We start from the raw sequence: 17,084 nt of genomic DNA, 5'->3' as shown, positions 1-17,084 counted from the left end.
TTTCCGGCGAAGTTGGCTCGCCGAAAAGTGTCCACCATGTCCCCGCACACCCGTCAACCATGTGTCCGGTCCGTACAGGTCCTTCCAAAAGGGACTCGACGTAAGGTCGAAACCATAGTCTCAGTTAGACACAAATGCTGGATATGTACGCGCAATGCCATTTAAAACTACCGAGTACATACCTATTCGGCCTCACGAAGGGCGAAAAAATCAAAAGCGCGGGCTTCGGCCGCTTACCTTATTCGCGCGGGGCCTTGGAATAGAACCAGGATGCTCCTATCTATTAAGAGAAGCGATGGCTACAGGCCCACGACTAACGCCGACCGTCTGTTAGAATCGTACTTTTATGACGGCGTGCCGCGATTCACAGCACGCCCGCAATCCTGATGATGAGCGCCAACGCGCGAAGAGAGCCCGAATGACCGTCACCCTCAAAACCCCAGAGGACATCGCAAAAATGCGTATCGCCGGCAAACTGGCCGCCGAAGTCCTGGAAATGATCGCCGAGTACGTAAAACCCGGCGTCACCACTGAAGAGCTGGATCGCATCTGCCATGACTATATCGTCAATGTGCAAAAGGCCATCCCTGCCCCGCTCAACTATAAAGGCTTTCCCAAGTCGATCTGCACCTCGATCAATCACGTGGTATGCCACGGCATCCCGGGCGACAAGGTATTGAAGGACGGCGACACCCTGAACATCGACGTCACCGTGATCAAGGACGGCTACCACGGCGACACCAGCCGCATGTTCCACGTCGGCAAGGTTCCGGTATGGGCCGAGCGCCTGTCGCAAGTGACCCAGGAATGCATGTACAAGGCTATCGAAATCGTTAAACCGGGCTGCCGCCTGGGCGATATCGGCGAAGTGATCCAGAAGCACGCTGAAAAGAACGGTTTTTCTGTAGTACGCGAGTTCTGCGGCCACGGTATCGGCAAGGTATTCCACGAAGAGCCGCAGATCCTGCACTACGGCCGCGCTGGCACCGGTATGGAGCTCAAGGCCGGCATGACCTTCACCATCGAGCCGATGATCAATCAGGGCAAGGCCGACACCAAGGTGCTGGGCGACGGCTGGACCGCCATCACCAAGGACCGCAAGCTGTCTGCCCAGTGGGAACACACCCTGCTGGTCACCGACACCGGTTACGAAATTTTCACCCTGCGCAGCGATGACACCATCCCCCGCGTTTCGGCCTGAAACTTGCGTGTTTTCACCGTTTAGCCCGTAAAACCCAGCACAGGAATGCCAATCGATGCCGCAGGTGGATCCAGAACTTTTTGACCGCGGCCAGTTCCAGGCCGAGCTGGCATTAAAGGCGAGCCCCATTGCCGCTTTCAAAAAGGCGATCCGCCAGGCTCGGGAGGTACTCGACGAACGCTTCAAAAAGGGGCGTGATATTCGCCGCCTGATCGAAGACCGTGCATGGTTCGTCGACAACATCCTGCAACAGGCGTGGGACCAGTTCAGCTGGAGCGCTGAGGCCGACATCGCGCTGGTCGCCGTCGGCGGCTATGGCCGCGGCGAGTTGCACCCTTATTCCGATATCGATTTGCTGATACTGCTGGACAACGCAGATCACGAAGTTTTCCGTGATTCCATTGAGCGTTTTCTGACACTTCTATGGGACATAGGCCTAGAAGTAGGTCAGAGCGTGCGCTCGGTGGATGAGTGCGCAGAGCAGGCCCGCGCCGACCTGACCATCATCACCAACTTGATGGAAAGCCGCACCGTGGCGGGCCCCGAGCATTTGCGTCAGCGCATGCTGGACGTCACCAGCACCGCCCACATGTGGCCCAGCAAGGAGTTTTTCCTGGCCAAGCGCGCCGAGCAAAAGGCCCGCCACCACAAGTACAACGACACCGAGTACAACCTGGAGCCTAACGTCAAGGGTTCGCCCGGCGGCCTGCGTGATATCCAGACCATTTTGTGGGTAGCCCGCCGCCAGTACGGCACCCTGAATTTGCGCGCCCTTGCCGGCGAAGGCTTTCTGGTAGAAAGCGAGCACGCCCTGCTGGCCTCGTCCCAGGAATTTTTGTGGAAGGTGCGCTACGCCCTGCACATGCTTGCCGGGCGTGCCGAAGACCGTCTGCTGTTCGACCACCAGCGCAGCATCGGCGAACTGCTCGGCTTTGCCGGCGAAGACGCCAAGCAGACCATCGAAAATTTCATGCAGCAGTACTACCGGGTGGTCATGAGCATTGCCCAGCTCAGCGACCTGATCATCCAGCACTTCGAAGAGGTGATCCTCGCTCCCGAGGACGAGGCGCCACCAACCCCGTTGAACTCGCGCTTCCAGTTGCACGATGGCTATATCGAAGCCACCAGCGACCACGTGTTCAAGCGCACTCCCTTCGCCATGCTGGAAATCTTCCTGCTGATGGCACAGCACCCAGAGATCAAGGGCGTGCGGGCCGACACCATCCGCCTGCTACGCGAACATCGCTACCTGATCGACGAAGATTTCCGCAAAGACATCCGCAACACCAGCCTGTTTATCGAACTGTTCAAGTGCAAGATCGGCATCCACCGCAACCTGCGCCGGATGAACCGTTACGGCATCCTGGGCCGTTACCTGCCCGAGTTTGGTTTTATCGTCGGGCAAATGCAGCATGACCTGTTCCACATTTATACGGTCGATGCCCACACCCTGAACCTGATCAAACACCTGCGTAAGCTGCAATACACCCAGGTATCGGAGAAATTCCCGCTCGCCAGCAAGTTGATGGGCAAGCTGCCCAAGCCCGAGCTGATCTACCTGGCCGGGCTGTACCACGATATCGGCAAGGGCCGCCACGGCGACCATTCCGAAATCGGTGCCGTGGATGCAGAAGCGTTCTGCATCCGTCATCAGTTGCCGCAGTGGGACACGCGCCTGATCGTGTGGCTGGTACAAAACCACCTGGTGATGTCCACCACCGCCCAGCGCAAGGACCTGTCCGACCCGCAGGTCATCCATGATTTTGCCCAGATTGTGGTGGACGAAACCCACCTCGACTACCTCTATGTGCTGACTGTCGCCGATATCAACGCCACCAACCCGACGCTGTGGAACTCCTGGCGCGCCAGCCTGTTGCGCCAGCTCTACACCGAGACCAAGCGTGCCTTGCGTAGAGGCCTGGAAAACCCGGTGGACCGCGAAGAACAGATCCGCCAGACGCAAAGTGCGGCGCTGGATATTCTGGTGCGCGGGGGTACCGACCAGGATGACGTGGAACAGCTCTGGTCACAGCTGGGCGACGACTATTTCCTGCGACACTCCTCTGCCGACGTGGCCCTGCATACCGAAGCCATCCTGCAGCAGCCTGCCGATGGCGGCCCGCTGGTGCTGATCAAGGAAACCACCCAGCGCGAGTTCGAGGGCGGCACGCAGATCTTCATCTATGCACCCGACCAGCACGACTTCTTCGCCGTGACAGTGGCCGCCATGGACCAGCTCAACCTGAACATCCATGACGCACGCATTATCACCTCCAGCAGTCAGTTCACCCTCGACACCTATATCGTGCTCGACAACGATGGCGGCTCGATTGGTAACAACCCGGCGCGTATCGAAAAAATCCGCAAGGGGCTGACCGAAGCCCTGCGCAACCCGGACGACTACCCGACCATCATCCAGCGCCGCGTGCCGCGCCAGCTCAAGCACTTTGCCTTTGCGCCCCAGGTCACGATCCATAACGACGCCCAGCGCCCGGTGACCGTGCTGGAGCTCAGCGCCCCCGACCGCCCGGGCCTGCTGGCTCGCATCGGAATGATCTTTCTGGAGTTTGATCTGTCGCTGCAGAACGCCAAGATTGCCACCCTGGGTGAACGCGTCGAAGACGTCTTTTTCATTACCGATGCAAACAACCAGCCGCTGTCCGACCCGCAGCTGTGCATGCGTTTGCAGGAAGCGATCGTCGAGCAACTGACGGTCAATCAGGATTCAACCCCAGAACCGTGGCGCCTGAGCATTTAACCGCCGCCGAGTGAGACCCGCACCCCATGAACAACGCTCTAAACCAGCTGCAGCCTTACCCGTTCGAAAAATTGCGCGCCCTGCTTGGCAGCGTGCAGCCCAACGCCGACAAGCGCCCGATCGCGCTGTCGATTGGCGAACCCAAGCACCGCTCGCCGGACTTCGTGGCCAAGGCACTGGCTGACAACCTCGACCAGATGGCGGTCTACCCGACCACCCTGGGCATCCCGGCGCTGCGCGAAGCTATCGCCGACTGGGCCGAGCGTCGTTTCAACGTGCCAAAAGGCTGGCTTGACCCGGCGCGCAATATCCTGCCGGTCAACGGCACCCGTGAAGCCCTGTTTGCCTTCACCCAGACCGTGGTCAACCGTGGTGACGACGCTCTGGTGGTGAGCCCGAACCCGTTCTACCAGATCTATGAAGGGGCCGCCTTCCTGGCAGGCGCTCAGCCGCACTACCTGCCGTGCCTGGCCGAGCATGGGTTCAACCCGGATTTCGACGCCGTATCCGTCGACACCTGGAAACGCTGCCAGATCCTGTTCCTGTGCTCGCCGGGTAACCCGACCGGTGCGCTGATCCCGCTTGAAACCCTGAAAAAACTGATCGCACTGGCCGACGAACACGACTTCGTGATCGCCGCAGACGAGTGCTACAGCGAGCTGTACTTCGACGAGAAGACACCACCGGTCGGCCTGCTCAGCGCCTGTGTGGCCCTGGGCCGTGAAGACTTCAAGCGTTGCGTGGTATTCCACAGCCTGTCCAAGCGCTCCAACCTGCCGGGTTTGCGTTCCGGTTTTGTGGCCGGCGATGCCGACATCCTCAAGGCGTTCCTGCTGTACCGCACGTACCATGGCTGCGCCATGCCGGTACAAACCCAGCTGGCAAGCATTGCCGCCTGGAACGACGAAGACCACGTACGTAGCAACCGTGACCTGTATCGCGAGAAGTTTGATGCGGTGTTGAAGATTTTAACCCCGGTACTGGATGTGCAGCGCCCGGATGGCGGCTTCTACCTGTGGCCCAGGGTTGAAGGCGACGACGCCGAATTCTGCCGCGACCTGTTTGCCCAAGAGCACGTCACCGTAGTGCCGGGCTCTTATCTGTCCCGCGAAGTAGACGGTTTCAACCCCGGCGCTGGTCGCGTACGCATGGCCCTGGTTGCGCCACTGGCTGAGTGCGTGGAAGCCGCCGGGCGGATCCGCGACTTTATTCAGCGTCGCGGCTAAACCGCCCCTGTGGGAGCGGGCTTGCTCGCGATGCAAGCGATGCGGTCTGCCAGACGAACCGCTGCGATGCCATCGCGAGCAAGCCCGTTCCCACATAAAGCTGGGTTATTTCACCGTTCCCAGGTTGGCCTCGCTCAAGTCCAGGTCCTTGAGGATTTCGCTCAGGGCGTCGTCGCCGATTTCGTGGTGACGGCGCAAGCTGTAAAGCTCCAGCCGCTGCGCCCGCAGCGCCTTGAGCCGCAAGCGGCTTTCCAGCTGGTCCATTTGCGAAGCCAGTGCCTGGGCCTCCGCCGAGTCGTTGTACACCTCAAGCTGATGACGGTACTCAGACATGATCCGCGCCTTTAGCTCAGCCGCCAGAGCCGCCTGGGCCGCATCCTGCTGACCATCGGCCTCCACCACCTCTTCTGCTTCCAGCGCATGAATCGCCGCTTCCGCAGTGCGTCGCCAGGCTTCGCGCACTTCTTTGCGCATGGCATCGTCCGGGCTTTTTGGAATACCGCGCAACAACACCGGCAAGGCGATGCAGGCTGCCACCAGCGACAGCAAAATCACCCCGGCAGCAATAAAGATCAGCAAATCACGCTCAGGAAAATTCAAACCCTCGCTGACCAGCAGCGGTACCGACATCACGCCCGCCAGGGTCACCGCACCGCGTACCCCGCCCACGGTCAGCAGCCAGCAGGAGCGGGCTGTCGGCACCATCGTCAGCTCGCCCTTGCCACGCCAGCGTCGCAACAGGCCGGACAGCCGCCAGATGCTCTGCACCCAGATGAAGCGCAGCGCCAGCAGCACCAGGAAAATCGCCACCACATCCAGGCAGCGATACATCAAGGTCGGCCACAGAGTCGTTTCGTGGCTGACCACCGCCTTGATGATGTCCGGCAATTGCAGGCCCAACAGCAAAAAGATCAACCCGTTGAAGGCAAACTCCAGCAGCGACCACACACTGCGATTAAGCAGGCGGGTGCTGGTCTGACGCGGCAACAGGTCCAGCCAGCTCTGCATCATCCCCGCCGCCACCGCCGACAGGATGCCCGAAGCACCCAAGCGTTCGGCCAGTACATAGGCGGCAAAAGGCAGCAGCAACATAAACACCACATGGGTGGCCGGGTCATCCCAGCCACGAGCGATCATCCACGCGCGCAAACGCCCCACCAGCCAGCTCAGGGCGACGCCAATGGCCAGCCCGCCACAGGCCACCAAGATGAAGGTCAGGCTGGCATTGGCCAGGGAAAACACCCCGGTAATGGCAGCCACCAGGGCGAACTTGAAGGTCACCAGGCCCGTGGCGTCATTCATCAGCGCCTCGCCTTGCAGCATGTGCATCAAGGGTGCGGGCAAGCGATTCTGTGCAATGGCCGATACCGCCACCGCATCAGTGGGTGACAGTACTGCTGCCAGGGCAAATGCCACCGGCAAGGGGATGGTCGGCAACAGCCAATGGATGAAATAACCCGCACCCACCACCGTAAACAAAACCAGCCCTACTGCCAGGGTCAGAATCGGCCCGCGCAGGCGCCAGAACTCACGCTTGGGCATACGCCAGCCATCCGAGAACAGCAGCGGCGGCAAGAACAGAAACAGGAACAGCTCAGGTTCCAGCGCCACATGCAGGCCCAGTGTCGGCCAGGCCAGTACGGCACCGGCAGCAATCTGCACCAGCGGCAAAGGCAGAGGTATGACACGCCCCAACAGACGCGAAATCCCCACCAGCATCAGCAGGATAAGGACGGTATAGGCGGTTTGCATATCAGCAGAGTTCCCGAACGATCAGTTTTAAACTAAATAAATAGCAACAATTTCCCATTGCGCTCCATAGTAGCGTCTAACCGTAAAAGCCGAGCCTGAACAAAAGTAGCAGTGCGACGACATGTCACAAGTCTGTGCCAAGCTCGCAGCCAATCACGCCCAAGGGCGCTGCGCATGGCATAATCCGCGACTGCTCATTTACCGCATCTCCAAAGGGGGGGCAATTTCCGTGACCGATTCAAGCAAGACGTTGCACCTTTTCGGCATCAAAGCCTGCGACACCATGAAAAAGGCTCGCACCTGGCTCGATGAACATGCAGTGCACTACGATTTCCATGACTACAAAAGCAGCGGCATTGACCGTGAACACCTGACCCGCTGGTGCAATGAGCACGGCTGGGAAGTGGTGCTCAACCGCGCCGGTACAACCTTTCGCAAGCTCGACGACGAACGCAAAGCCGATCTCGACCAAGCCAAAGCCATTGAACTGATGCTCGCCCAACCCTCGATGATCAAGCGCCCGGTGCTCGATCTCGGTGACAAAACCCTGATTGGCTTCAAGCCAGATCTTTATGCGGCGGCCCTTCTGTAAGCGCCCGCCCATTTATTTTTGTAAGAGGTAATTGCATGTCTACTACCCTGTTCAGCGCAGCCTTCGGCGTCGGCACCCAAAACCGCCAAGGCGCATGGCTGGAAGTGTTCTACGCACAACCCCTGGTCAATCCATCGGCCGAGCTGATTGCAGCCATCGCACCGATTCTGGGCTACACCGGTGGCAATCAGGCAATCACCTTTACTACCGCCCAAGCCGCACAGATGGCTGAAGCCGCCAAACCGGTCGACGCCGCCCAGGCTGCCCTGCTGACCCGCCTGGCCGAAAGCCACAAGCCGCTGGTTGCCACCCTGCTGGCCGAAGACGCCACTCTGACCTCGACACCAGAGGCCTACCTCAAGCTGCACCTGCTGTCCCATCGCCTGGTCAAGCCCCACGGCCTGAGCCTGGCGGGCGTGTTCCCGCTGCTGCCAAACGTGGCATGGACCAGCCAGGGCGCCATCGATCTGGGCGAACTGGCCGAGCGTCAACTCGAAGCGCGCCTGCGTGGCGATCTGCTGGAAGTGTTCTCGGTCGACAAGTTCCCGAAAATGACCGACTACGTGGTTCCGGCCGGTGTGCGCATCGCTGATGCGGCGCGTATTCGCCTGGGCGCCTACGTCGGCGAAGGCACCACCGTGATGCACGAAGGTTTCGTCAACTTCAACGCTGGTACCGAAGGCCCGGGCATGATCGAAGGCCGTGTATCGGCAGGCGTGTTTGTCGGCAAAGGTTCGGACCTGGGCGGCGGTTGCTCGACCATGGGCACCCTGTCGGGTGGTGGCAACATCGTGATCAAGGTCGGCGAAGGCTGCCTGATCGGCGCCAACGCCGGTATCGGCATCCCGCTGGGTGACCGCAACACCGTCGAGTCCGGCCTGTACGTGACCGCAGGTACCAAAGTGGCCCTGCTGGACGAAAACAACCAGTTGGTCAAAGTGGTCAAGGCCCGTGACCTGGCTGGCCAGCCTGACCTGTTGTTCCGCCGCAACTCGGAAACCGGCGCTGTGGAATGCAAAACCCACAAGTCGGCCATCGAGCTGAACGAAGCACTGCACGCTCACAACTAAGCGTCTGTCTGCAACTGACGGGGCCGGCTTCCGGCCTCGTCAACAGAGCCCGAACACCATGCTTTTGCCTTCTCCCTGGCGCGCTGACTTTCCCGCCATCGCCGCCTTGCAACGTCAGGACCAGACGTATCTGGACAGCGCTGCTACCACGCAAAAACCCCAAGCCCTGCTCGACGCACTGACGCATTACTACGCCAACGGCGCAGCCAATGTACACAGGGCCCAACATCTGCCGGGCGCCCACGCGACCCAGGCATTCGAAAACACCCGCCACAAAGTGACGCAATGGCTCAATGCCGGCGAGTGCGGGCAAATCGTGTTCACCCACGGCGCCACGTCAGCGCTGAACCTTCTGGCCTACGGCCTGGAGCACCAATTCAATACGGGCGATGAAATCGTTATCAGCGCCCTGGAACATCACGCCAACTTGCTGCCGTGGCAGCAACTTGCAAAGCGTAAAAAGCTGGCCCTGGTGGTACTGCCACTGGATGCCGACGGCGTGATCGACCTCGTGGCCGCCGCACGCCTGATCACCCCGCGCACTCGCCTGTTGGCCGTGAGCCAGTTATCCAACGTCCTTGGTGTGTGGCAGCCCCTGCCCGAACTGTTGGCGCTGGCCAGGGCACAGAATGCACTGACCGTGGTTGACGGCGCCCAGGGTGTTGTCCACGGTCGCCAGGACGTTCAGGCGCTGGGTTGTGACTTCTATGTGTTTTCCGCCCACAAGCTCTATGGCCCCGACGGGCTGGGCGTGCTGTTTGGCCGTCATGAAGCCCTGGCCCGCTTGCAACACTGGCAGTTTGGCGGCGAGATGGTGCAGGACGCCGACTATCAGCACGCCACCTTTCGCCCGGCACCGCTGGGATTTGAGGCTGGTACCCCGCCGATTGCCAGCGTGATCGGACTGGGGGCAACCCTCAACTATCTGGCCAACCTCAACCAGGGCGCAGTCCAGGCCCACGAAACAGCACTGCACCGATTGCTCGTCGAGGGTTTGCAGCAGCGCCAGGGCATTCGTCTGCTGGGCGCCCCGCAACTGGCCCTGGTCAGTTTTGTAGTCGAGGGCGTCCACAACGCCGATCTGGCCCATCTGCTGACCGAACAGGGGATTGCCGTTCGCGCCGGGCATCATTGCGCCATGCCACTGCTTAAAAGCCTTGGTCTGGCTGGTGCCATCCGTGTTTCGCTGGCGCTGTACAATGACTCAGAAGATCTGGAGCGTTTTTTCCTCGCCCTCGATCAGGCGCTGGAGTTGCTGCAATGACCCTGCCCGCCGACGCCCAGGCGGCGCTCGACAGCTTTGAGCATTGCACCGGCTGGGAACAGCGTGCACGCCTGCTGATGCAATGGGGCCAGCGATTGCCGGAACTCAGCGAAGCCGACAAAACCGACGCCAACCGGGTGCATGGCTGTGAAAGCCAGATGTGGCTGGTGGGCAAACAGGTCGATGGCCAATGGCAGTTTGCGGCCAGCAGTGAAGCGCGACTGATTCGCGGGCTGGTGGCGTTGCTGCTGGTGCGGGTGAACGGCTTGACCACGCAAGAGCTGCTGCAGGTCGATTTGCCGGGATGGTTCGAGCAATTGGGGCTTAGCCGGCAGTTGTCGCCATCGCGCAGCAATGGGCTCAATGCGGTGCTGGTGCGGATGCGGGAATTGGCAGCCTGACCATTGCCGCCCCCTGTGGGAGCGGGCTTGCTCGCGATGCGGGCGATTCGGTTTATCTGAAACACCGCGCCGGTGCTATCGCGAGCAAGGCCGCTCCCACAGGCCAGGTCCGAGGCGAGCCTTATTCCTGTGGTGCAGGCTTTACCTTCTCCGAAGGCCGGCGCACGCCCGCCACGATCTTGTCCACCGCCTTGGTCGCCGCCACCATGCCGAAGGTGGCCGTCACCATCATCACTGCGCCAAACCCGCCAGCACAGTCCAGCTTCACCCCGTCACCGACAAAACTCTTCTGCAGGCAAATGCTGCCGTCCGGCTTTGGGTAGCGCAGCTGCTCGGTGGAGAACACACACGGCACGCTGTAGTGACGGGTCATGGTGCGCGAAAATCCATAATCGCGGCGCAAGGTCGAGCGCACCTTGGAGGCCAGAGGGTCATTGAAGGTACGGTTCAAGTCACAGACCTGAATCAGCGTCGGGTCAATTTGCCCGCCCGCGCCACCGGTGGTGATGATCTGTATCTTGCGCCGCTTGCACCAGGCAATCAGCGCCGCCTTGGCATTCACACTGTCGATGCAGTCGATCACGCAATCAATATCGGGGGTGATGTAGTCGGCCATGGTTTCGCGCGTCACGAAATCGGCCACCTCATGAACCTTGCAGTCAGGATTGATCTGACGCAGGCGTTCGGCCATCACCTCAACCTTGTCCCGACCAATGGTCGTACTCAAGGCGTGTAACTGGCGGTTGCTGTTGCTGACGCACACGTCATCCAGATCAAACAGCGAAATTTCGCCGACGCCGCAGCGAGCAATCGCTTCCGCTGCCCACGACCCGACGCCGCCTACACCGACGATCGCCACATGCGCCGCCTTCAGTCGTTCAAGGCCTTCCAGCCCATATAACCGGGCTACACCGGCAAAACGTGGATCTTCTGTACTCATGACCAACACCCCAAAAACCGGCGCGCATTATAGGGTTCTTACATTGCATTGAGTATCTTTCCTACAAGCTATGCGACCAAGCCTGCTTTAATAGCCTGCTAAGGAAGAAGATAAGAGCTACAACTAATAAAGAAAGAACTTAAGTCGGCTGTGAGTGCCAAACGCCAGACTCAATTCCGCCCGCTATACGATTGGTCAAAGCACAGTGTAGGATGCGCGCCGTTTGGCACCCGCCGACCGATCTTCGTTCCACTCCCTTTGGAACCCGAAATAGTTATGTCATCGCGTAAATTTGGACTCAATCTGGTGGTGGTCCTGGCCATCGCCGCGCTCTTCACAGGCTTCTGGGCGCTGATCAATCGCCCGGTCTCTGCGCCCAACTGGCCCGAGCAAATCTCCGGTTTTTCGTACTCGCCGTTCCAGCAAGGGCAGTACCCACAGAAAGACCAGTACCCGACCGACGACGAAATGCGTCGCGACCTGGAAATCATCAGCAAGCTGACCGACAACATCCGGACTTACTCGGTTGACGGCACCCTGGGCGACATTCCCAAGCTGGCCGAAGAATTCGGCCTGCGCGTGACCATCGGGATCTGGATCAGCCCTGATCTGGAGCGCAACGAGCGGGAAATCCAGAAAGCCATCGAGCTGGCCAACAACTCACGCAGCGTGGTGCGGGTTGTGGTGGGCAACGAAGCCCTGTTCCGCGAAGAAATCACGCCCGAAGACCTGATCGTGCTGCTGGATCGGGTGCGCGCCGCGGTCAAGGTGCCGGTCACCACGTCCGAGCAATGGCATATTTGGGAAAAGTACCCGCAACTGGCCAAGCACGTTGACCTGATCGCCGCGCACATCCTGCCCTACTGGGAATTTATCCCGGTGGACAAGGCCGGCGAATTCGTCCTGGACCGTGCCCGCGACCTGAAAAAAATGTTCCCGAAAAAACCGCTGCTGCTGTCGGAAGTTGGCTGGCCGAGCAATGGCCGCATGCGCGGTGGCGCTGACGCTACCCCGGCCGACCAGGCGATTTATCTGCGTACGTTGGTCAATACCCTCAACCGCCGGGGCTACAACTATTTTGTGATCGAAGCCTTCGACCAGCCGTGGAAGGCCAGCGACGAAGGTTCAGTGGGCGCGTACTGGGGCGTGTACAACGCTGCCCGCCAGCAAAAATTCAATTTTGAAGGGCCGGTGGTGGCGATTCCACAGTGGCGCGTACTGGCCATCGGCTCGGTGGTCATGGGCCTGCTGTCGCTGGCACTGCTGCTGATCGACGGTTCCGCCCTGCGCCAGCGTGGCCGCACCTTCCTGACCTTTACCGCTTTCCTCTGCGGCTCGGTGCTGGTGTGGATCGCCTATGACTACAGCCAGCAATACAGCACCTGGTTCAGCCTGACTGTGGGCTTTCTGCTTGGCTTAGGTGCGCTCGGGGTGTTTATCGTGCTGCTCACCGAGGCCCATGAACTGGCCGAAGCAGTATGGATTCGCAAGCGGCGAAGGGAGTTTTTACCGGTAGAAGCCGACGATGCCTACCGTCCGAAAGTCTCGATCCATGTGCCGTGCTACAACGAGCCGCCGGAGATGGTCAAACAGACCCTCGACGCCCTGGCCAACCTCGACTACCCCGATTTCGAAGTGTTGATCATCGACAACAACACCAAGGACCCGGCAGTCTGGGAGCCGGTGCGCGATTACTGCGCCACCCTCGGCCCGCGCTTCAAGTTCTTCCACGTCGCGCCCCTGGCCGGTTTCAAGGGCGGCGCGCTGAACTACCTGATCCCGCATACCGCACCGGATGCCGAAGTGATTGCCGTGATCGACTCTGATTACTGCGTGGACCGCAACTGGCTCAAGCATATGGTGCCGCACTTTGCCGACCCGAAAATCGCCATCGTGCAATCGCCACAGGACTACCGCGACCAGAACGAAAGCACCTTCAAAAAGCTCTGCTACTCCGAATACAAGGGCTTTTTCCATATCGGCATGGTCACCCGTAACGACCGCGATGCGATCATTCAGCACGGCACCATGACCATGACCCGCCGTTCAGTGCTCGAAGAACTGGGCTGGGCAGACTGGTGCATCTGTGAAGACGCCGAGCTGGGCCTGCGGGTATTTGAAAAAGGGTATTCCGCCGCCTATTCCCACAACAGCTATGGCAAGGGCCTGATGCCCGATACCTTTATCGACTTCAAGAAACAGCGATTCCGCTGGGCCTACGGTGCGATTCAGATTATCAAGCGTCACACCTCCAGCCTGTTGCTGGGCAAAGACACGGAGCTGACCCGTGGCCAGCGCTATCACTTCCTCGCAGGCTGGCTGCCATGGGTGGCCGACGGCATGAATATTTTCTTCACTGTCGGTGCCCTGTTGTGGTCGGCGGCGATGATCATCGTGCCAACGCGGGTCGACCCGCCACTGTTGATTTTCGCCATTCCGCCACTGGCGCTATTTGTGTTCAAGGTGGGCAAGATCATTTTCCTGTACCGCCGTGCAGTGGGGGTCAACCTCAAGGACGCCTTCGCCGCGGCACTGGCCGGGCTGGCGTTGTCCCACACCATCGCCAAAGCCGTGCTGTACGGGTTCTTCACCACCAGCATCCCGTTCTTCCGTACGCCTAAAAACGCCGATAACCACGGCTTTTGGGTAGCGATCTCGGAAGCCCGCGAAGAGGTGTTCATCATGCTGCTGCTCTGGGGCGCGGCTGTGGGGATTTTCTTCGTACAAGGCCTGCCGAGCAACGACATGCGTTTCTGGGTGGTGATGCTGCTGGTGCAATCGTTGCCGTATCTGGCAGCGCTGATCATGGCCTTTATGTCTTCGTTGCCTAAACCGGTCGAAGAAGCACAAGAGCAACCCGCTGCATAAATCGACTGCAACCACTAAACGGCGGCCTCTGGCCGCCGTTTTGCTTTAAGATAACCGCCCTTTTGTGCCTTGTGTCCCGCTTCGGAGTCCCTACCATGACGGCCCACGCCGACCTTTCGCCGACCCTGCAACTCGCCTGCGATCTGATCCGTCGCCCTTCCGTGACGCCGATCGACGCTGACTGCCAGAAGCTGATGATGCAGCGCCTAGGCGATGCCGGCTTCATGCTTGAGCCGATGCGCATCGAAGACGTCGACAACTTCTGGGCCACCCACGGCAAACACGAAGGCCCGGTGCTGTGCTTCGCCGGCCACACTGACGTGGTACCGACCGGCCCGGTACAGGCCTGGCAGAACGACCCGTTCGACGCGCTGATCGATGAGCACGGCATGCTCTGCGGCCGTGGCGCGGCCGACATGAAAGGCAGCCTGGCAGCCATGCTGGTGGCCGCTGAACGCTTTGTCTGCGACTACCCGGACCACAAGGGCAAGGTCGCATTTTTGATCACCAGTGACGAAGAAGGCCCGGCCCATCACGGCACCAAGGCCGTGATCGAACGTTTCGCCGCACGTAACGAGCGTCTGGACTGGTGCATCGTCGGCGAGCCGTCGAGCACTTCCCTGGTGGGTGACGTGGTCAAGAACGGCCGTCGCGGCTCTCTGGGGGCCAAGCTCACCGTTCGCGGCGTTCAAGGCCATGTGGCCTACCCGCATCTGGCCAAGAACCCGATTCATCTGGCCGTGCCTGCGCTGACCGAGCTGGCCGCCGAGCATTGGGACAACGGCAATGCCTTTTTCCCGCCGACCAGCTTCCAGATTTCCAACCTCAACTCAGGCACAGGCGCGACCAACGTCATCCCGGGTGATCTGGTTGCAGTGTTCAACTTCCGCTTCTCCACCGAGTCCACCGTTGAGGGCCTGCAAAAGCGCGTCGCGGACATCCTGGACAAGCACGGCCTGGACTGGCACATCGACTGGGCGCTGTCCGGCCTGCCGTTCCTGACCGAGCCGGGGGCGCTGCTGGATGCCGTGTCGTCGAGCATCAAGCAGGTGACCGGTCGCGAAACCAAGGCTTCCACCAGCGGTGGCACATCCGACGGTCGCTTTATCGCGACCCTGGGCACCCAGGTGGTAGAACTGGGGCCGGTCAACGCGACCATTCACCAGGTCAACGAGCGGGTGCTGGCCAGCGATCTCGACGTGCTGACCGAAATCTACTACCAGACCCTGATCAAGTTGCTCGCCTGATGCTCGCCTGCCCGATCTGCTCCGAGCCGCTCAACGCGGCAGACAATGGTGTGGTGTGCCCTGCCGGCCATCGCTTTGACCGTGCCCGCCAGGGCTACCTGAACCTGCTACCGGTGCAACACAAGAACAGCCGTGACCCAGGCGACAACCAGGCTATGGTTGAAGCCCGCCGGGACTTTCTTAACGCCGGGCATTACGCCCCTGTGGCCAAACGCCTGGCCGAACTGGCCGCCGAACGCGCGCCGCAGCGCTGGCTCGACATCGGCTGTGGCGAGGGTTACTACACCGCGCAAATCGCCGACGCGCTGCCCAACGCCGATGGCTACGCGCTGGATATCTCCCGCGAAGCGGTCAAGCGTGCCTGTAAACGCAGCCCGCAACTGACCTGGTTGATCGCCAGCATGGCCCGCGTGCCACTGGCTGACGCCAGCTGCCAGTTCCTGGCCAGTGTGTTCAGCCCGCTGGACTGGCTCGAAGCCAAGCGCCTGCTCACCCCCGGTGGCGGCCTGATGCGTGTAGGCCCGACCCGCGGTCACTTGATGGAATTGCGCGAACGCCTGTACGACGAAGTCCGGGATTACGCCGACGACAAGCATCTGGCCCTGGTGCCCGAAGGCATGTCGCTACAGCACAGTGAAACACTGGAGTTCACCCTCAGCCTGAGCGAACCCCAGGATCGCGCCAACCTGCTGGCCATGACCCCTCACGGCTGGCGTGCCAGTGCCGAGCGGCGCGCCGAGGTCATCGAGCACCCCGAGCCTTTAGTGGTGACCGTGTCGATGCGCTACGATTACTTCGTACTTAAATAACCCATTTTACGGCCAGGGGCACATGCCCTTGGCCCGACTAATCCGCGAATGGATTTTTCAGACACGCAGTGAGGACATCCATGCGCCAACCCGATATCGAGATTTACCTGAAAGAAGCCGTCACTTACAAAGACGTCGAAGCCTGGCTGGCAAACGTGCTGGGACCGTGCACGGAATGGAAAAAGAAAGGCGAAACCTGGAAGTGCATGGCCGGCAACGTGCCCGTAACCTGGATGCCAAAAGCTGTAGGCAAATGGAATAGCCTGTACCTGGACAGTGACCAGACGCCGTGGGAAGACGACATCGCCTGCGCCAAGGCTGCTTTTGAGGCATTGCACATCGAAGTGCGCTGCGCGCCGGGCAGCTGGGTTGAAGAACAGGGCGAGGCAGACGCCGATCGCTGGATCCGCATCAGCGAAGACGGCCAGGAAGAAATCACCTGGAAAACCGGTTCCTGATTCGGACCGGCCATAGATCCCTTGTGGGAGCTGGCTTGCCTGCGATGCGACCGACGCGGTGTCTATGTGCACATGCGCTGATGCAATCGCGAGCAAGCCCGCTCCCACAGGGAGGGCAAGCAGTGCCTTACAACCCCACTACATCCTCGGCCTGCAGGCCCTTGGCGCCCGAGACCTGGGTGTATTCGACCTGCTGACCTTCGGCCAGGCTGCGATGGCCTTCACCGCGAATGGCACGGTAATGCACAAACACATCAGCCCCGTCTTCGCACTGGATAAAGCCGTAGCCCTTTGCGTCGTTAAACCACTTCACATTGCCCGTTACACGTGCAGTCATGGAACTTCCCCCCTTTTTATTATTGATCGGGCTCGTTAACTGGCCCTTTGAGAACTATCGTTTGAACCTGACTCTGCAAAACTCTGTCTGACGCAGTATCGCGAAAGACCACCGAGTATAGGTCAGGCAAAAAAACACTCAATCAATATTAGTTCAGCGCT

The 17,084-nt window shown here is 60.2% G+C and carries 14 protein-coding genes; 11 read left to right on the top strand and 3 right to left on the bottom strand.

From position 1 onward, the window contains the following. The first annotated feature begins 346 nt into the window (after positions 1-346). Genes map through dapC form a run of 3 tightly spaced genes read left to right on the top strand, consistent with a single transcriptional unit; the run spans position 347 to position 5,185 of the window. Positions 347-1,201, top strand: a complete 855-nt coding sequence (map, locus tag GHN92_RS01490; RefSeq protein ID WP_095001307.1) for a type I methionyl aminopeptidase — start codon at positions 347-349, stop codon at positions 1,199-1,201. A 55-nt stretch (positions 1,202-1,256) separates the two neighbouring features. Further along, positions 1,257-3,959, top strand: coding sequence for a [protein-PII] uridylyltransferase (locus tag GHN92_RS01485; protein WP_133144278.1), 2,703 nt, complete (start codon positions 1,257-1,259; stop codon positions 3,957-3,959). Between the two features lie 26 nt (positions 3,960-3,985). Beyond that, positions 3,986-5,185, top strand: a complete 1,200-nt coding sequence (dapC, locus tag GHN92_RS01480) for a succinyldiaminopimelate transaminase (RefSeq protein ID WP_133144279.1) — start codon at positions 3,986-3,988, stop codon at positions 5,183-5,185. Positions 5,186-5,290: 105 nt separating this feature from the next. Here the strand turns inward: dapC and GHN92_RS01475 are convergent, their stop codons facing one another. Further along, positions 5,291-6,937: a Na+/H+ antiporter gene (locus GHN92_RS01475; protein WP_095001304.1), complete on the bottom strand. Its 1,647-nt coding sequence runs from the start codon at positions 6,935-6,937 to the stop codon at positions 5,291-5,293. Positions 6,938-7,166: 229 nt separating this feature from the next. On the opposite strand from GHN92_RS01475, the gene GHN92_RS01470 reads away from it, so the two are divergent. Genes GHN92_RS01470 through GHN92_RS01455 form a run of 4 tightly spaced genes read left to right on the top strand, consistent with a single transcriptional unit; the run spans position 7,167 to position 10,264 of the window. Further along, positions 7,167-7,529: an ArsC family reductase gene (locus GHN92_RS01470; RefSeq protein ID WP_095001396.1), complete on the top strand. Its 363-nt coding sequence runs from the start codon at positions 7,167-7,169 to the stop codon at positions 7,527-7,529. A 35-nt stretch (positions 7,530-7,564) separates the two neighbouring features. Then, positions 7,565-8,599, top strand: coding sequence for a 2,3,4,5-tetrahydropyridine-2,6-dicarboxylate N-succinyltransferase (gene dapD / locus GHN92_RS01465; protein WP_095001303.1), 1,035 nt, complete (start codon positions 7,565-7,567; stop codon positions 8,597-8,599). Between the two features lie 58 nt (positions 8,600-8,657). Continuing rightward, on the top strand, positions 8,658-9,863 hold the full coding sequence (locus tag GHN92_RS01460) for an aminotransferase class V-fold PLP-dependent enzyme (protein WP_095001302.1): 1,206 nt from the start codon (positions 8,658-8,660) through the stop codon (positions 9,861-9,863). Next, a complete protein-coding gene (locus tag GHN92_RS01455) occupies positions 9,860-10,264 on the top strand; it encodes a SufE family protein (protein ID WP_095001301.1) in 405 nt (134 codons plus the stop codon). Before GHN92_RS01460 ends, GHN92_RS01455 begins: the two co-directional genes overlap by 4 nt. A 121-nt stretch (positions 10,265-10,385) precedes the next feature. Here GHN92_RS01455 and tcdA read toward each other — a convergent pair whose 3' ends face one another. After that, on the bottom strand, positions 10,386-11,204 hold the full coding sequence (tcdA, locus tag GHN92_RS01450; protein ID WP_095001300.1) for a tRNA cyclic N6-threonylcarbamoyladenosine(37) synthase TcdA: 819 nt from the start codon (positions 11,202-11,204) through the stop codon (positions 10,386-10,388). 276 nt (positions 11,205-11,480) lie between these two features. Between tcdA and GHN92_RS01445 the strand changes: the two genes are divergently transcribed. From GHN92_RS01445 to GHN92_RS01430, 4 genes are all read left to right on the top strand, one after another. After that, the gene (locus GHN92_RS01445; RefSeq protein WP_095001299.1) at positions 11,481-14,072 is read left to right on the top strand and encodes a glycosyltransferase; all 2,592 of its coding nucleotides are present in this window, start codon (positions 11,481-11,483) and stop codon (positions 14,070-14,072) included. 95 nt (positions 14,073-14,167) lie between these two features. Further along, complete coding sequence (gene dapE, locus GHN92_RS01440; RefSeq protein WP_095001298.1) at positions 14,168-15,319, top strand: succinyl-diaminopimelate desuccinylase; 1,152 nt, start codon at positions 14,168-14,170, stop codon at positions 15,317-15,319. Beyond that, on the top strand, positions 15,319-16,128 hold the full coding sequence (locus GHN92_RS01435; RefSeq protein WP_133144281.1) for a putative RNA methyltransferase: 810 nt from the start codon (positions 15,319-15,321) through the stop codon (positions 16,126-16,128). The genes dapE and GHN92_RS01435 overlap by 1 nt, the downstream gene beginning before the upstream one ends. Positions 16,129-16,208: 80 nt before the next feature. Beyond that, on the top strand, positions 16,209-16,586 hold the full coding sequence (locus GHN92_RS01430; protein WP_095001296.1) for a hypothetical protein: 378 nt from the start codon (positions 16,209-16,211) through the stop codon (positions 16,584-16,586). A gap of 127 nt (positions 16,587-16,713) precedes the next feature. Here the strand turns inward: GHN92_RS01430 and GHN92_RS01425 are convergent, their stop codons facing one another. Next, positions 16,714-16,923 carry a cold shock domain-containing protein gene (locus tag GHN92_RS01425; protein WP_095001295.1) on the bottom strand — a complete coding sequence of 70 codons (210 nt, stop codon included), beginning with the start codon at positions 16,921-16,923 and terminating at the stop codon, positions 16,714-16,716. Positions 16,924-17,084: the final 161 nt, after the last annotated feature.

The sequence above is a fragment of the Pseudomonas sp. FSL R10-2964 genome, from assembly GCF_009600035.1.
GTDB lineage: Bacteria > Pseudomonadota > Gammaproteobacteria > Pseudomonadales > Pseudomonadaceae > Aquipseudomonas > Aquipseudomonas bubulae.
The sequence above is the reverse complement of the archived record's forward strand: the minus strand, read 5'-3'. Positions and strand labels throughout refer to the sequence as shown.

Coding starts and splice junctions, on each gene's coding strand:
- map (WP_095001307.1), top strand. CDS start 347: ATGACGGCGTGCCGCGATTCACAGCACGCCCGCAATCCTGATGATGAG.
- dapD (WP_095001303.1), top strand. CDS start 7,565: ATGTCTACTACCCTGTTCAGCGCAGCCTTCGGCGTCGGCACCCAAAAC.
- GHN92_RS01460 (WP_095001302.1), top strand. CDS start 8,658: ATGCTTTTGCCTTCTCCCTGGCGCGCTGACTTTCCCGCCATCGCCGCC.
- GHN92_RS01455 (WP_095001301.1), top strand. CDS start 9,860: ATGACCCTGCCCGCCGACGCCCAGGCGGCGCTCGACAGCTTTGAGCAT.
- GHN92_RS01445 (WP_095001299.1), top strand. CDS start 11,481: ATGTCATCGCGTAAATTTGGACTCAATCTGGTGGTGGTCCTGGCCATC.
- tcdA (WP_095001300.1), bottom strand. CDS start 11,204: ATGAGTACAGAAGATCCACGTTTTGCCGGTGTAGCCCGGTTATATGGG.
- GHN92_RS01435 (WP_133144281.1), top strand. CDS start 15,319: ATGCTCGCCTGCCCGATCTGCTCCGAGCCGCTCAACGCGGCAGACAAT.
- GHN92_RS01475 (WP_095001304.1), bottom strand. CDS start 6,937: ATGCAAACCGCCTATACCGTCCTTATCCTGCTGATGCTGGTGGGGATT.
- GHN92_RS01430 (WP_095001296.1), top strand. CDS start 16,209: ATGCGCCAACCCGATATCGAGATTTACCTGAAAGAAGCCGTCACTTAC.
- dapC (WP_133144279.1), top strand. CDS start 3,986: ATGAACAACGCTCTAAACCAGCTGCAGCCTTACCCGTTCGAAAAATTG.
- GHN92_RS01485 (WP_133144278.1), top strand. CDS start 1,257: ATGCCGCAGGTGGATCCAGAACTTTTTGACCGCGGCCAGTTCCAGGCC.
- dapE (WP_095001298.1), top strand. CDS start 14,168: ATGACGGCCCACGCCGACCTTTCGCCGACCCTGCAACTCGCCTGCGAT.
- GHN92_RS01425 (WP_095001295.1), bottom strand. CDS start 16,923: ATGACTGCACGTGTAACGGGCAATGTGAAGTGGTTTAACGACGCAAAG.